Annotated in this window: 11 protein-coding genes and 1 riboswitch; of the genes, 9 read left to right on the plus strand and 2 right to left on the minus strand. The window is 48.0% G+C overall.

Features of this window, described 5'->3' with window-relative positions; translation table 11 throughout:
• The first annotated feature begins 126 nt into the window (after nt 1-126).
• Nucleotides 127-951 (plus strand): pyrroline-5-carboxylate reductase, encoded by an 825-nt coding sequence (proC, locus tag AC4E8B_RS06300; RefSeq protein ID WP_490219532.1) that lies wholly within the window; start codon nt 127-129, stop codon nt 949-951.
• Nucleotides 948-1,460 carry a GNAT family N-acetyltransferase gene (locus tag AC4E8B_RS06305; protein ID WP_490217717.1) on the plus strand — a complete coding sequence of 171 codons (513 nt, stop codon included), beginning with the start codon at nt 948-950 and terminating at the stop codon, nt 1,458-1,460. The genes proC and AC4E8B_RS06305 overlap by 4 nt, the downstream gene beginning before the upstream one ends.
• Nucleotides 1,461-1,469: 9 nt before the next feature.
• Here the strand turns inward: AC4E8B_RS06305 and AC4E8B_RS06310 are convergent, their stop codons facing one another.
• On the minus strand, nt 1,470-2,732 hold the full coding sequence (locus AC4E8B_RS06310) for an ATP-binding protein (protein WP_490217719.1): 1,263 nt from the start codon (nt 2,730-2,732) through the stop codon (nt 1,470-1,472).
• An 87-nt stretch (nt 2,733-2,819) separates the two neighbouring features.
• Nucleotides 2,820-2,990 carry a hypothetical protein gene (locus AC4E8B_RS06315; RefSeq protein WP_490217720.1) on the minus strand — a complete coding sequence of 57 codons (171 nt, stop codon included), beginning with the start codon at nt 2,988-2,990 and terminating at the stop codon, nt 2,820-2,822.
• 34 nt (nt 2,991-3,024) lie between these two features.
• A riboswitch (cyclic di-GMP riboswitch) is annotated at nt 3,025-3,109 on the plus strand.
• Nucleotides 3,110-3,183: 74 nt separating this feature from the next.
• Between AC4E8B_RS06315 and AC4E8B_RS06320 the strand changes: the two genes are divergently transcribed.
• The 7 genes from AC4E8B_RS06320 (at nt 3,184) to AC4E8B_RS06350 (ending at nt 15,407) form a co-directional block, all read left to right on the plus strand.
• Nucleotides 3,184-4,803 (plus strand): diguanylate cyclase domain-containing protein, encoded by a 1,620-nt coding sequence (locus tag AC4E8B_RS06320; protein WP_490217721.1) that lies wholly within the window; start codon nt 3,184-3,186, stop codon nt 4,801-4,803.
• Nucleotides 4,804-5,850 carry a HEAT repeat domain-containing protein gene (locus AC4E8B_RS06325; protein ID WP_490217723.1) on the plus strand — a complete coding sequence of 349 codons (1,047 nt, stop codon included), beginning with the start codon at nt 4,804-4,806 and terminating at the stop codon, nt 5,848-5,850.
• Nucleotides 5,850-7,262, plus strand: a complete 1,413-nt coding sequence (locus tag AC4E8B_RS06330; RefSeq protein ID WP_490219534.1) for a glycosyltransferase family 2 protein — start codon at nt 5,850-5,852, stop codon at nt 7,260-7,262. Before AC4E8B_RS06325 ends, AC4E8B_RS06330 begins: the two co-directional genes overlap by 1 nt.
• Complete coding sequence (locus AC4E8B_RS06335) at nt 7,259-10,519, plus strand: hypothetical protein (protein ID WP_490217724.1); 3,261 nt, start codon at nt 7,259-7,261, stop codon at nt 10,517-10,519. Before AC4E8B_RS06330 ends, AC4E8B_RS06335 begins: the two co-directional genes overlap by 4 nt.
• On the plus strand, nt 10,516-10,884 hold the full coding sequence (locus AC4E8B_RS06340; RefSeq protein ID WP_490217725.1) for a response regulator transcription factor: 369 nt from the start codon (nt 10,516-10,518) through the stop codon (nt 10,882-10,884). The genes AC4E8B_RS06335 and AC4E8B_RS06340 overlap by 4 nt, the downstream gene beginning before the upstream one ends.
• Nucleotides 10,874-13,750, plus strand: a complete 2,877-nt coding sequence (locus AC4E8B_RS06345) for an ATP-binding protein (protein WP_490217726.1) — start codon at nt 10,874-10,876, stop codon at nt 13,748-13,750. The genes AC4E8B_RS06340 and AC4E8B_RS06345 overlap by 11 nt, the downstream gene beginning before the upstream one ends.
• A 268-nt stretch (nt 13,751-14,018) precedes the next feature.
• Nucleotides 14,019-15,407 (plus strand): L-cystine transporter, encoded by a 1,389-nt coding sequence (locus AC4E8B_RS06350; protein WP_490217728.1) that lies wholly within the window; start codon nt 14,019-14,021, stop codon nt 15,405-15,407.
• The last annotated feature ends 32 nt before the right edge of the window (nt 15,408-15,439 follow it).

The following is a 15,439-nucleotide window of genomic DNA, read 5'->3' on the forward strand; positions in this document are numbered from 1 at the left end:
AATTCCGCACAGTTAAGCGCGGAGCATTTCCATTTTACCCTTTAACACCCAGAGCTAACCGGAAGTTGGAAATGAGGCAGGGCAGGAAGTATAATAAAGGGAGCAATGATGCAGGGAAGTGAAATGATGAATAAGAAAATTGGTTTTATAGGATGCGGAAAAATGGCCCAGGCAATCATCGGGGGAATGCTGAAATCGGCGATGGCCCGGCCGGATGATATAATGGCCAGCGCAAGGACGGAGAAAACACTTGCTTATGTAAAGAATACATATGATATCGGAGTGACCCTTAATAATAAGGAAGCAGCTGAACAGGCTGATTTTTTATTTCTGGCTGTAAAGCCTGATGTTCATAAGGGAGTGATTGAGGAAATCAGCGGCAGTGTTTCTGAGGATGCCATTATCATCACAATCGCAGCAGGGATCAGCCTTGCGTTTCTTGAGTCTGCATTCGGCAGGGAAATAAAAGCAATCCGTTCTATGCCCAATACCCCCTCTCTTGCCGGGGAAGGGATGAGCGCCCTGGCTGCCAGCAGGCAGGTGACCGAAAGTGAACGGAGGGAAGCTGCTGAACTATTCGAGAGTTTTGGTAAAGCAGAGTTCATAGAAGAAGAGCTGATGGACAGCATACCTGCCATCAGCGGTTCTTCGCCTGCCTATGTGTATATGTTCATTGAGGCCCTTGCTGACGGCGGCGTCCTTCAGGGACTGCCAAGGGAAACATCATACCGGCTTGCGGCCCAGGCGGTGCTGGGTGCAGCCAAGATGGTACTTGAGACTGGCAGGCATCCCGGGGAATTAAAAGATCAGGTATGTACGCCAGGGGGTGCCACGATAGAAGCGGTGGCCGAGCTGGAAAAACACGGCTTCAGATCGGCGGTCATTTCGGCGATGCAAAGCTGTACAGATAAATCAAAAAAGCTGGCAAAAAGCCAGCAGGAGGAAAAATGATCATCAGAAAAGAGCAGGAAGCTGATTTTAATAATGCAGAGAATGTCCACAGGGCTGCATTCGGCAGGGAAAATGAAGCCGCCCTGGTCAGAGCCATAAGAAGTTCAGCGGAGTATATACCTGAACTATCCCTCGCAGCAGAAGATGGAGGGGAAATCGTTGGGCACATCATGTTCAGCAGGGCGGTGATTGAAACAGGGAAGGGGGAAGTCCCAACCTTGGCGCTTGCCCCTGCAGCCGTCATGCCGGAGCGCCAAAATGAAGGGATGGGATCCCTTCTTATTAAAGAAGGGTTGAAACAGGCGGAGCTTCTGGGTTTTGCCCACGCCGTTGTATTGGGACACCCAGGTTATTATCCGAGATTTGGGTTCCGGCCTTCTGCGGTCTTTGAGATACTTTCACCTTTTCCTGTACCGGAAGAGGTATTTATGGCGATGGAATTTAAGGAAGGCTCCCTAGCTGGAATCAGCGGGACGGTGAAGTACCCGCCCGCATTTGAACATGTGTGAGATCAGCCGCTAATCAGGAGATTTTTCGGCAGGAAGCAGGATGGTAAAGCAGGTGCCTTTATTCAGAATGCTTTCTGCTTTTATTTTTCCGCCCATTCCCTCAATGATCCGAAAGACCACCATCATTCCAAGCCCCGTTCCTTTACCTTCTTTTGTTGAAAAATAAGGTTCGCCCAGCCTCCCGAGCTGCCCGGATGTCATCCCCTTGCCAGTATCAGAAATAAAGAGTGCGGCTTTGTCGTCCTGCAGTCTCGCCGATATAGAGAGTACGCCTCCGCCCGGCATTGCTTCAATGGCATTTTTGAGCAGGTTGAGAAGGCATTGCTGAAACTTTGCATCTTCCCCTTTGATTAATATTTCTTCCTCTGTGTCGCAATAGATTACTACAGAATGGGCATTCCCGTAGGGGGTTATCAATTCAACCGCTTTTCTTATTTCTTCTTCTAATGAAAAACAGGAATTTGTTTCCAAATGCGGTTTGGCAAATGTTAAATAATCACTGATGATTACTTCCGCCCTGTTCAGCTCTTCGAGGGCTGTCTCTAAATAATACGAGCGCTTTCCCCTATCAGGTTCTTCTTCTTTTAATAACTGAAGAAATCCTTTCGTTACGGTCAGGGGATTTCTTACTTCATGGCCGATGCTGGCAGCCAAGTGGGAAACGACCTCCATTTTTTCTGTCTTCATTACTGCCCAGTTCAGCTGCTGGTTCTGTACGATCAGCTCGATGGTGTAGGCTGCCAGAAATGTCCCTACTGTCTGAGTGATTGTATAGATAACAACGAATTCCAGGCACTCCTCCATTCCTGCTCTGGAAAGCAGAAGCATGAAAGATGCGATGGATATGATAAAAGACAGGAGTGAAACGGTAAACAGCTTCCCCCTGGTGTCCATGCGGATGAAAGATGGATGGAGCTTGTATACAATAAAGCCGGCAATCAGCCCGGTTAAAATATTATAGGCAGCCCCGATCCCGCCGAGGGGAATACGGATAAAAATGACAAATATCAGCAGGGCGAGTATCACTCTTGGACCTCCGTACAACCCCCCCAGCAGGAACGGGATCCACCGCAGATCGAATATGAAGCTGCTGTTCATCTTGATTGAACTCACCAGGCACAAGGAAGCGGTGATGATGCTGATGCCGGCAATAAAATATTCGCGGTGGCGCAGAAAAAGCGATTGAAGGCGGCTGGCAAAAAGGAGCTGGAAAGAAAGCATGACGATTAGAATGATCAGCAGGTTGAACAGCAGGTCTTTAATATGCTCCATTGCTTTGTCCTCCATTTTTTAGTTATATATTCCTAATTTTACAAATACCTGTCTCAATCGACAATGCTATCTTATTGACAAAAACCCTCATTTAGCGACAGATTCAGACAGCGGCTGGGTATGGTAATAATCTACCATTTTATCAAGGGTGCACATTGGCGTCAGCATCCGGTTTGATTTTTCGGTATACTCAAAGTAGAAGATAAAATTATATTGACTTAATATGACAGGAATCATATATTTTAATTGGCTTGTCATTTGCTGTTTCGACAGAAAATGCAAGGGGGATATTTCGAATATAGGACACTGTGATGAGCGGTTTTTATTTGGGCACTTTAAACCGTTGGGAGTGACTAGTGCAACCGGCCAATTTTCTATGATGGCTGGTTTTTATTTTGGCCGGGGGCGCCTCTGCTTCCTGGCTGAAGCTCAGGATGAAAGAGGTGCGGAAATGAAACTTGATAAATATAAAACACTGCTGTTTCAAAAAATTAAGAACCAAATGATTTTATGGTTTGAGCAGGACTCGGAATCACCTGTGAAAAATGAGGATGTCTACCGTTTTCTCCATTCTATAAAAGGAACAGCGGGAACCCTGCAGCTTGTTGGACTTCATCAGGTGGCAGGCAAACTGATGGACCAGGTGGAAAAGAGCAGCGAAAAAGTCTGGGGAAACCGGGAGCTGCGGGATTTCTTATACGAACTGATGGGCCTGAGCTATGAATATGAACATTTCCAGAAGGAAGAGGAGAAGCAAGGGCTGCCGAGAGATGAAAATATGCCATTGATCCAGGTGATCGATGATGACGTTTCCATGCTGATCCTCCTTAAGGATGCACTGGAAAGCAAGGGCTGGATGGTGATTGCGAATACTGAGCCGGAAAAGGCTGTCGACCAATATTTTGACATGAACCCCGACTGTATCATCATTGATGTGAATCTTCCGGGCAAAAGCGGGTTTCATATACTGGAAGACATCCAAAAGCATACGAACAAGAAGTTCATCCCTAAGCTGATGATCAGTATCCAGAATGACAGGGAAACGAGAATCAAGGCTTACAGGCTCGGAGCAGACGATTTTATTTTCAAGCCCGTTGACCTGGAGGAATTCCTTATCAGGGTGGAGCGGCATCTCGACAGGAAACAGATTTTTGACCAGTCGGTCCTCATAGATGAACTGACTCAGGTATACAATCGCAGGTTCCTGAAGGATTCGCTTAAACGCTACTTGAAGGAGCTTGAAAGGAACAATCAGCATTTTTCTGTCGCAGTCCTGGATCTGGATCATTTCAAGCAAGTAAATGATACGTACGGCCATACAGCGGGAGACCGGATCCTCTCGGAGTTTGCACAGTATCTGAAGGATCATGTCCGGATAGGGGATATTGTGTTCCGCTATGGAGGGGAGGAATTCATCCTGCTGCTTCCGCGCACGAATGACCGCGACAGCAAGGAGGTCATCTCAAGGCTCCTTTCCGGCTTTTCGAGCCGTACGTTCCAAGAGAATGGGGAAGAGTTCAATATGAGCTTCTCTGCCGGCGTTTATATGGTCCATGATTCTTCTGCAACCGTGACCGAAGTGATCAAGACGGCTGACCAGGCTTTATATGAAGCGAAGCGAAACGGCCGGGCAAGGGTGGAAAGTGCGAATAAATTGATAGGCGGCCATTCCAGGAAAGTCCTGAATGTATCGGTTATTGATGACGATGCCATCATTAGAACGATGCTCATGAAAATCCTGCAGTCCATGCAATTTGAGCATACAGAACTGGATATCCAGGTGTATGAGGATGGGCAGAAGTTCCTTCAATCCGGCCGGATGGAGCAAAAAGGGGAGCACTTCCTTATTCTGGACGGAATCATGCCTGTGATGGATGGGACTGAAGTTCTCCAGAAAGTGAAGGAAAATCGGAATGCCAACCGTGTCCATGTCTTAATGCTGACAGGAAGAAAGACGGAATATGATATTGCCAGGGCATTGAAGCTTGGGGCGGATGATTATGTGACAAAGCCGTTCAGCATCACTGAGCTCCAGGCGAGGATCCAGCGCCTGATCCAGAGGATGTCGTAAATGATGCTGGATCGGGAACTGTTCTATCTCGCTGCAGCGGCTCTTTCCATCACAGGGATATTGACAGCTATACTCGTTTACCTCGTGATTAGAAAAGGATTTGAAATATCTGCAAGGCGGAAGGTTGAAAAACGGAAGCAGGAGCTGAACCTTCCGCTGTTTTCTTTTTTAAATGAAGGCAAGCTGCTGGAGGATGTTGACCTGGCCGATCCGGCAAGCCTTCTGGCTGCGGAGGAGCTACTTAGTCATTATGCAGATATTCTAGAAGGAGAGCAGGAAAGGACCAATCTGGCCATTTTCGCGGAGTCATATCTGAAGGCCCATTACAAGAAGGGACTTCAAAGCAGGAGATGGAGCACAAGGATGAATGCGCTTTATCATATAGAAGATTTCCATCTGAAAAGCCTGCAGGGAGAAGTCCTCGGGATTGTTGAAAGCAAAGGGAGCACTTCCTCAGAAAAGGTTCAGGCATTCAAAATCCTTGCAGATTTCCAATATGAAAACCTGCTCGGGCTGCTGGAGTCACGCAGCTTGCCGTTCTCGGAATTTGATTTCCGGAATATTTTAATCCGGCTGGATGATACCGGTTTTGACCGATTTGCTGAAGGATTCAGAACTTGCCCTGAACGGGTCCAGTTTGCTGTACTCGATGTAATGGCTGTCAGCAAGAGGCTCGGCCATCTGCCGTTTGTGGAAGGAGTGTTCATTTCAGGGACGGGGGAACTGCGGCTCCGGGCATTGAAAGCATTGGCTTCTATAGGATATACAGAAGATATAGCACCTTATGTGGAGCTTGCTGAATCTCCAAGCTGGCAGGAGCGGATGCTTGCCGCCAAGCTTTTTGGCAGCATGAAAGACGAGGGCCTGCTGCCAAGGCTTGCAGCACTTCTGCATGATCCGTCCTGGTATGTCCGGTCGCAGGCTGGCCAGTCGATTATAAACTTTTCAAAAGGGAAGCAGGTTTTGCAGAAAATAATGGATGATTCGCAAGATCCTTATGCCAGGGATATGGCTTGGGAATGGATTCAAAAAGGGGAGCACCGCTGATGCTGGCTGGTTTATGGGAGAATGCCGTTTTGTTTTTTGGCTGGTTCATTGCTGTTTACATGGTTATTGTCATCGTTTTTTATACAATTGTTCTTGTTATTTCGATGATTCAGCTGCGCAGGGAATATCGCCTTAAGCGCGACCAGATCTATGAGGAATATATGAGTGAAATTTATACGAAGCCCGTTTCCATCATTGTCCCTGCCTATAATGAAGAAGCAGGGATCATCCAGAGTGTCCGGTCCCTTCTGAGCATCAGCTATCCTGAGTACGAAATCCTAGTTGTGAATGATGGGTCAAAGGACGGGACGCTGGAAAAAATGATCGGCCACTATGAAATGAAGAAAGTGGACAAGGCTGTCAGAAAGCAGGTTGAGACGAAGGAAATTAAAGGAATTTACCAGTCACGCCTGCTGCCCAATTTATATATGATCGATAAGGAGAACGGCGGAAAGGCCGATGCGCTCAACGCCGGCTTGAATATATCCCATTATCCTTACGTCTGTTCCCTGGACGGCGATTCCGTCCTGGAGCATGATGCATTCCTTAAAGTGATGAAGCCTATCATTGATTCAAATGAAGAGGTGATCGCATCCGGAGGGAGCATCCGGATTGCCAATGGCTGTGAAATCAGGGATGGAAACCTGCTGAAGGTAGGGCTTGCCAGAGAACCGCTCGTCATCATGCAGATCATTGAATACTTAAGGGCTTTTCTGATGGGCCGGATCGGGCTGAGCCGGCATAATCTCCTGCTGATCATTTCCGGCGCATTCGGCGTTTTCTCTAAGCGCTGGGTCCTGGAGGCAGGAGGATACAGGACCGACACTGTCGGAGAGGATATGGAGCTTGTCGTCAGGCTGCACCGGCTTATAAAAGAAAAAGGGCTCAAGAAGAGAATCGTCTATGTCCCCGACCCTGTCTGCTGGACGGAAGTGCCGGAAAGCGCGACCTTCCTGAGGAGGCAGAGGGGTCGATGGCACAGGGGGCTGTTCGAAAGCCTGTGGACTCACCGAAAGCTGACTTTTAATCCTAAATATGGGGCGATCGGATTCATTTCTTTCCCCTATTTCTGGATTGTTGAATTTTTCGGGCCGATTGTGGAGCTGCTTGGCTATGCCTATGTGGTGCTGTCCCTGTTCCTTGGAGGAATTTATTTAGAGTTTGCTATTTTGATCTTCCTGCTTTCCTGTCTTTACGGTTCTATTTTTTCTATGGCAGCAGTTCTGCTTGAAGAATGGAGCCTGCGCAAATATCCGAAGGTTTCTGATTTGCTGAAGCTGTTCTTCTACTCTCTGACAGAAACCTTATGGTATCGCCCTCTAACGGTATTCTGGAGGTGCGAAGGCATCTGGAAGCTGATCAGGGGAGATAAGAGCTGGGGAGAAATGAAAAGAAAAGGTGTGTCAGAATGAGAAAAGTTCTTACAAAATCCCAGGCTGTTGTGTTCGGGCTGGTCATTGGCCTGCTTCTGCTCCTTACAAGCCCTTTCTGGATCTGGCAGCTTGCACCGGAAAGGACGCTCGAGGTGCTGATTATCGATAAAACAGTGCCTGACGGAACTTACCGGGAGCATAAGGGGCTTGTCTGGATTCTGAACAATGGAAAATGGCAGAGAAGAAATGGCGAACAGTATGAAACAAAGAGCGACTACAGCGGGTTTAAGCCGCTCGGGGAAGATGAATATAAAGTAAAGCCCCTCCCGGAAAATCTGGATAAATATGATCTCTATTATCTGGCTGACCAATACGGTGTTTATGAAGAGGAATTTTTCGGCAGCAACAAGCTCGGCGAAAGGTCGGACAGCATATATGGCGGCCTTCAGTCTGAAGAGGCTGACAGGCTCAGGGAAGCTCTGATGAACTCGGAGGGCAAGACGCTGATTGCAGAATTCAATACCTTTGCAGACCCCACCGATGACGAGGCCCGGGAGAAAATCACTTCACTTTTGAATATCAGCTGGAGCGGCTGGATAGGCAGATATTTTTCTGACTTATCATCTGACGAGGTCCCTGTCTGGGTGAAGGAGCAGGGAAAAGAAGGGGAAAAGGGCTGGGAGCATGAGGGCCCTGGACTCGTCCTGGTAAACAAAGACAACCATATTGTTGTCTTTGGACAAGACGACCTCAAAGGTGAGGGAGCCCTGTTCAGCTACACGGACGCTGGGGAAAAAGAGCTGGCTGTAAAAGGAGAGTCCCGCTATTCATACTGGTTTGATATCGTGGAAGCCAATGATCAGGAGGAAGTGCTGGCAACCTACAAGCTTCCCCTTAAAAAGGAAGCTGAAAAAGAACTGGAGGGCTACGGAATCCCATCCGTCATTCCGGCAGTCATCCAGCATGTGAATGCGAAATATTCTTCCTATTATTTTGCAGGGGACTTTGCGGATGAAGCGGAGGTTCCCGGTATTTATCAAACAAAGGGACTTGATATCTGGAAGGGGAAATTCAGTTCCCGCAATTCTTTCTATTGGAATACGTATGTCCCCTTGATGAAAACCATTATGGAAAGGGGCACCGGCCTGCAAAGTGAGCAGGAAAAGCCTGAAATTGCCGAGTTTGAAGGGATTAAAACGAACAGCAGAACCGGAAGCGAGTACATCCAAATACAAAAAGACGGCAAGTGGGAGGATCTCCTGATTAAGGGCGTCAATATGGGCATTGCAAAGCCAGGCTCCTTTCCGGGGGAAACAGCCATCACGAAAGACGAATATTTCCGCTGGTTCAAGTCAATAGGAGACATGAATGCAAACGCTGTCCGTGTATATACTCTCCATCCGCCCGGTTTTTATGAAGCTTTCTATGAATATAATCAAACAGCTGAACACCCTCTGTATTTATTCCATGGGACGTGGGTGAACGAAGAAAATCTTGTCGGTGAACAAAACGCATTTGCCAGTCTGGTAACGGATGACTTTAAAACAGAACTGAAGCACATGGTCGATATTGTCCATGGAAACGCAAGCCTGCCGGAACGGCCGGGCCATGCGTCGGGGGAATATAAGTATGATATATCTGAGTATGTGCTTGGATTCATGATCGGGATTGAGTGGGATCCTGAAGCGGTATTACAGACAAATAGCAAAAATGAGGGGAAAGGTTCTTTTTCCGGGAAATATTTTCAGGCTGAAAATGCTTCCCCGTTTGAAGGATGGATCGCCCGGATGATGGATTATACGGCAGAGTATGAATCAGGGCAATATGGCTGGCAGCATACGATGAGCTTTACAAACTGGGTGACCACCGACCTGCTTGACCATCCGGCAGAGCCTTCGGAGGATGAAGATAAAGCGGTGGTGGATCCGAATCACATCCTGCCTGCAGAAGGCTTTAAAGCCGGGATGTTTGCTTCCTACCATGTTTACCCTTACTATCCTGATTTTCTGAATTATGAAAAGAAGTATGTGAATTATATAGATGCGCAGGGCGAAAAAAATAACTATGCCGGATATCTGAATGATTTAAAGAAGGCCCACTCTATGCCTGTCCTTGTGGCTGAGTTCGGCGTTCCTGCCTCAAGGGGGATGACCCATGAAAATGTAGACGGGATGGATCAGGGACATCATTCTGAAGAAGAGCAGGGGAAAATAAACAAACGGCTCTTTGAATCTATCATTGACGAAGGCTATGCGGGCGGCCTTGTTTTTACATGGCAGGATGAGTGGTTCAAGCGGACGTGGAACACGATGGATTATGATAACCCCGACATGCGGCCGTTCTGGTCCAACATGCAGACGAACGAACAGCATTTTGGGCTGATGGGCTTCGAACCTGGGAAATACGAAGCTGGCATCTATCCGGATGGACGGGCAGAGGACTGGGAGAAGCTTGGTGCAGAGCCGCTCTTTGAAAGCAGCCAAAAAGAAGATGCTCTTCAGGCTTTGTATGCGGCATCCAATGAGGAATATCTTTATCTCCGCCTCGACTACAGCCGCCCAATCGAATGGGGAAGGGACAGCACTTATCTTCTTCTTGACACGATTGACGATCAGGGGCAAAGCACTGTACCGCTCGGAAAGGGAGCTGAAGCTTCTGCCGGCTTCGGGGTCGATTTTTCCATAAACCTGACGGGGGAAGATACTTCGAACATAATGGTAGACAGCTATTATGATTCTTTCTACTACCATTATGGAGAGATGCTGAAAATGCTTCCGGAGAAGCCGTATGCATCCAAAAAGGACAACGGGACCTTCCATCCGATCAGATTGGCTCTGAACAAAGAGCTGACGATTCCATCTACCGGGGAAACCATGCCGTTTTCCTCCTATGAAACAGGCAGGCTAATGTTTGGAAACGCCAATCCTGAGAGTGAAGACTTCAACTCTCTGACCGATATTAGTATTAGCGATGATAAAAAAATGCTGGAGCTGAGAATACCCTGGATGCTCCTTAATGTGAAAGACCCGAGCAGCCGGGAAATTCAGGGAGACCTTTGGAAAAACGGCCTGTCCGGCAGCGAAATCATCGATTCTATTACAATAAGTGCAGCGGTCACAGAAAATGGAGAATTGGCGGGCACCGCCCCTGCAATGACTGACGGAAAGATAAAGGAAGCTCTCACTTATTCCTGGAAAAGCTGGGAGGAGCCGCAATACCATGAAAGGCTTAAGCAGTCCTATTGGATCATGAAGGATGCATTCAGTGAAGGTGCTGCTGGAGGAGGAGCAAAGTGAACAGAATACTATTGGCAGAAGATGAAGATGTACTGAGAATGCTGATTGTGGATACGCTGGAAGACGGCGATTTTGAAGTGGATGAAGCGGCGGATGGCCAGGAGGCGCTGGATTTATTCCAGTCAGGAGATTACAGCCTCCTGATCATCGACTATATGATGCCCGTATATACGGGACTGGAGGTCATTGAAAAGATAAGGGCCAACAGTGAAAAAAATCATGTTAAGATTCTGATGCTGTCCGCGAAGAGCCAGCAGTTTGAACAGGAACGTGTGCTGGAGGCCGGAGCTGATTATTTTATGGCCAAGCCGTTCAGCCCGCTGGAGCTCCTTGAAAAGGTAGAGGAAATACTGAATGAAAATTAATGATTATTTTAAAAAGAGCCTCTCGAGGCAGTTTGCAGGCCTGATGGGAGTCTTTATTTTCTTTTTCATAGTCTGCACGATCCTGCTGGTGATCCTCCAGCAGAACCTCAGCGATTCCTATAATGACAAGCGTGCCGAGCTCGTAAAAAAGGAAGAGCTGGTCCAGGATATAGACAGCACTTTTAACCGGGTATTCTTTGATGTGAGAGGGTACCTGGCGTTTAACAACGATGAGATGAGGATCAGCGCTCAATCGCAGCAGCCGGAGCTGAGGAAGATGGGGAAGCAGCTTGATAAGCTTGCCGTCTCCCTGGATGACAAGGCATATGCGAGGGAAGTAAGAGAGTTCGTCGACTATTATTTTATTGAAAAGCTTCCCGTTACTGTAAACTATTTTGAAACAGGGAGAATAGAAGAAGTCAAGAAATTGGCCAGCACCGGGGCGACTGCCAGGGTGAACACATTCCAGGATGATTCGCTTAATTATCTTCAGGGAATCAACGACCAGCTTAATGATGAAGCGGCAAGCCTGATGAAAAAACAATCTTATATCCAGATGGGCTTTGTCCTGTTCATCACTGTCATCCTTCTCCTTTTGGCCAGGATTACCCGGGTCATGTTCAGGAGGATCGGGCAGCCGCTTGCTGTTTTCGCGGCTGCTGCCAATGAGATAGCGGCAGGGCGCGAGGCGGAGATAACAGTGGACTCCACCAGGGAGGATGAACTTGGTGCATTATCGGTCGCTTTCCAAAAGATGGTCTGGAGTGTACAGGACAAAGAACAGGACCTGACAGCACAGAATGAGGAGCTGATTGCCCAGCAGGATGAGCTGCAGGCCCAGCAGACCGAATTGGAGGAAATGCTTGAGATCCTGCGGGAGAACGAGCTGAAGCTGAAGCGGCGAAATGATCTGACCAATGGAATCTCCAGCTCCTTGAATCTGCAGAGCATCCTTGACAGTATTGTGGTAAATATGTGCGGGATCATCAGTGCGGACAGAGGGATGATCGGGCTCCTCAACACACAGGCAGCAGCTGCTTACGGCATTTCTGCCTCCGGGGTGGATCAGTTTATGAAGCATATCCAAAACGGGCTCCATGAAAGGCTGATCGAAACAAAGAAGTCCTTTTCCATAAAGAGGGAGCTGCTGGCAGAAGAAAAAGGCTATCATGAAACAGAAGCCTACAGCTATGACTTATATCTGCCGGTCATTTCCTCAAAGGACGAGGTCATGGCAGTGATGCTGTTCAGCCGTTTCGGATCTCCATTCTCCGAAAAACAGATGGATGAATATGAAGCATTGTCCAGGCAGGTAGGGATCAGCCTCGATAACATCAGCTTATATAACCAATCTGAGGAAGAAAGGAAGCTGAACAGAGATATTCTGAATACAGTCCAGGAAGGCATCCAGATGGTCAGCCAGTCTGGTTCTATCCTGCAGGCGAACAGCCAGCTGGAGGAGATGTTCCACTGCCATGGTGCCGGCGGCATGCTGGAAAGCCTTCCGTGGGAAATCTGGTCGGCAGAAATGGCAAAAAAGGTCGAACAGCCGGATGAATTATTGGCTTTCCTTCATAATGCAGTCCAAAGTGACAGCTGTGAGATGGAAACCATCATCTATAGAATGAAGCAAACTGGCCAGGTCATCAAGATGTACTGCGAGGGCTTGAGCCATGATAATGAAAGGATCGGCACTGTGCTGGTCCATCGGGATATAACAAAGGAATTTGAAGTTGATCAAATGAAATCCGAATTTGTGAGCACTGTCAGCCATGAGCTGCGCACGCCGCTGGCAAGTATCCTCGGCTTCACTGAATTGATGCTGAACAGGGAATTAAAGCCGGATAAGCAGAAAAAATATTTGACGACAATCTATAATGAAGCCAGGAGGCTGACCTCCCTCATCAATGATTTCCTGGATGTACAGCGGATGGAAGCCGGCAAACAAACATATGAGAAGAAATATATCAGGCTTCTGCCGATCATTGAGCAGGTCATAGAGAAGCAGCAGGTCAATACAGATATGCACCGTATCACAATCGATGATCGTTCCATCGGGAATGATGTCATCCTCGGCGACAGGAGCAAGGCAGAGCAGGTCTTCACTAATCTGATTTCTAATGCGGTTAAATATTCCCCGGGCGGGGGGGATATTACTGTCAGGCTCTATCAGAAAGATAAAAATATCCTGGCAGAAGTGGAAGACGAAGGGCTCGGCATTCCGGAGGATGCCCTTGATAAGCTATTTACAAAATTCTACCGTGTGGATAATTCCGACCGGAGAAGGATCGGCGGAACAGGGCTCGGGCTTTCAATCGTCCAGGAAATCATGAAAGCCCACAGCGGAAGCATCTCCGTAGCATCAACCTATGGAAAAGGAAGCATCTTCACGCTTTCATTTCCTCTGATTGAAACAGCAGAAGAACCGTGGGCTTCACCTGTGCCGAAAGCCTCTGCTGAGGGCTACCGCGTCATGGTGGTGGAAGATGATCAAAGCCTGGCTGAGCTGATCATTCAAGAGCTGTCTGACAGCGGATTCCAGGTGGTTCATTATAAACAGGGACAGGAAGCCCTGGATTTCCTTGCCCGCCACACGCCGGATGCAATTGTGCTTGATATCATGCTTGAGGAAGAACAGGTGGATGGCTGGAGGATCATGGAGCAGATAAAGGAGAATGACAGGCTTAAGAACATACCTATCATTGTGTCCACGGCCCTTGATGAAAAAGAAAAAGGCTTCTCGCTTGGCGCGATTGATTATCTGGTCAAGCCATACAAGCCGAGCCAGCTATCCAGGGCAATCATGCAGACTCTCCTGAAGATCGGCAAGGTCGGGCAGATTCTGATTCCTGAAAAAAGGAAATAATAGAAATAAGCCAGCTCCCCGAATGCAGGTCCGCCTGATAAATCGGGGGGCTTTTTCTGCCGGCTGATCCTCATATTTCTGCAAAGGCTGCCTATTAGAGGAGCAGGCATTAAGAACAAACTGAGTGCGCATATATTTGCTTAAGAGCTCATATATAAGAAGTGCTTTAAAAATTACAGGGGGAGGAGGGCGCTCCAACCAATTCCGATTTGACAGATGGGAATAGATGAAATAAAGTGTGTTTATAGAAAATATTAGGAGGGATAGTATGTCTGCGGTATATATTATAGTGAATATTGCCATTATGCTTTTATTAATTTATGGATTGTATGTGATGCAGAAAAAACATATATCTTTCTCCAAGCGTGTATTCACTGCACTTGGAGCAGGAATTGTATTCGGTTTTGCCCTGCAGTTCATCTACGGTTCCGGTTCGGAAATAATTGCCGAGTCGGCTGACTGGTTCAATCTTGCCGGGGGAGGATATGTAAAATTCCTGCAGATGATTGTCATGCCGCTCGTTTTCATTTCGATCCTGGCTGCATTTACAAAGCTGAAGCTGACCAATAATATTGGAAAAATAAGTACTCTGATCCTTGGGATCCTGGTTGGGACCACGGCGATTGCAGCTGCAGTCGGCCTCACTGCCGCCCTTGGCTTTGATCTGGAGGCAGTCCAGATTACACAGGGGGAAGCGGAATCTGCAAGGGCTGAACAGCTTGAGCAGCGGTACGGGGAAATCCAGGACCGCACTTTCCCGCAGCAAATACTGGATCTTCTGCCTGCCAATCCATTCTTGGACTTCACAGGTGCGCGGCCTACATCCACCATTTCTGTTGTCATATTTGCCGCCTTCCTGGGGATCGCCTATCTTGGCGTTAAACGGAAAACACCTGAGCATGCGGAGCTTTTTGCGAGAATAGTAGATTCTTTCTACAGCATTATCATGAGGGTCGTTACATTGATTCTCCGCCTTACGCCATATGGGGTTCTGGCCATCATGGCAAAGACCGCGGCTACCAGCGATCTTGATAGCATCCTGAACCTTGGCAAATTTGTCGTTGCTTCCTATGCAGCGCTCATCGTCATGTTCCTGATTCACCTGCTGCTGCTGGTACTGGCAGGCCTGAATCCTGTCACTTATATGAAAAAAGCTTTCCCGGTTTTGGCTTTTGCCTTTACATCCAGGACAAGTGCAGGAGCACTGCCGCTGAATATTAAAACACAGCGGTCACTCGGGGTATCTGAAGGGATTGCCAACTTCTCAGGTTCATTCGGCCTTACTATCGGCCAAAACGGATGTGCCGGGATTTATCCGGCGATGCTGGCAGTCATGATTGCGCCTACCGTAGGAATCGACCCTCTTTCACCGTCATTCCTGCTGTCTGTCATCGCCATAGTCGCCATCAGTTCTTTCGGCGTGGCAGGAGTTGGCGGCGGCGCTACCTTTGCGGCACTGCTTGTCCTCTCAGCACTCAATCTGCCGGTGGGGCTTGCAGGCCTGCTCATTTCCATCGAGCCTCTCATAGATATGGGGCGGACAGCGGTCAATGTTTCCGGAAGTATGACATCAGGCATACTCACTAGCCGTGTGACCGGAGACATCGATACTGCAGCTTATAATGATGCCAATAATAAAATCGAAGCAGAAGCATGATAAGAAAGGCCGGAGGCTCCCTCCGGCTTTTT

The organism is Bacillus sp. SRL543 (assembly GCF_984799205.1).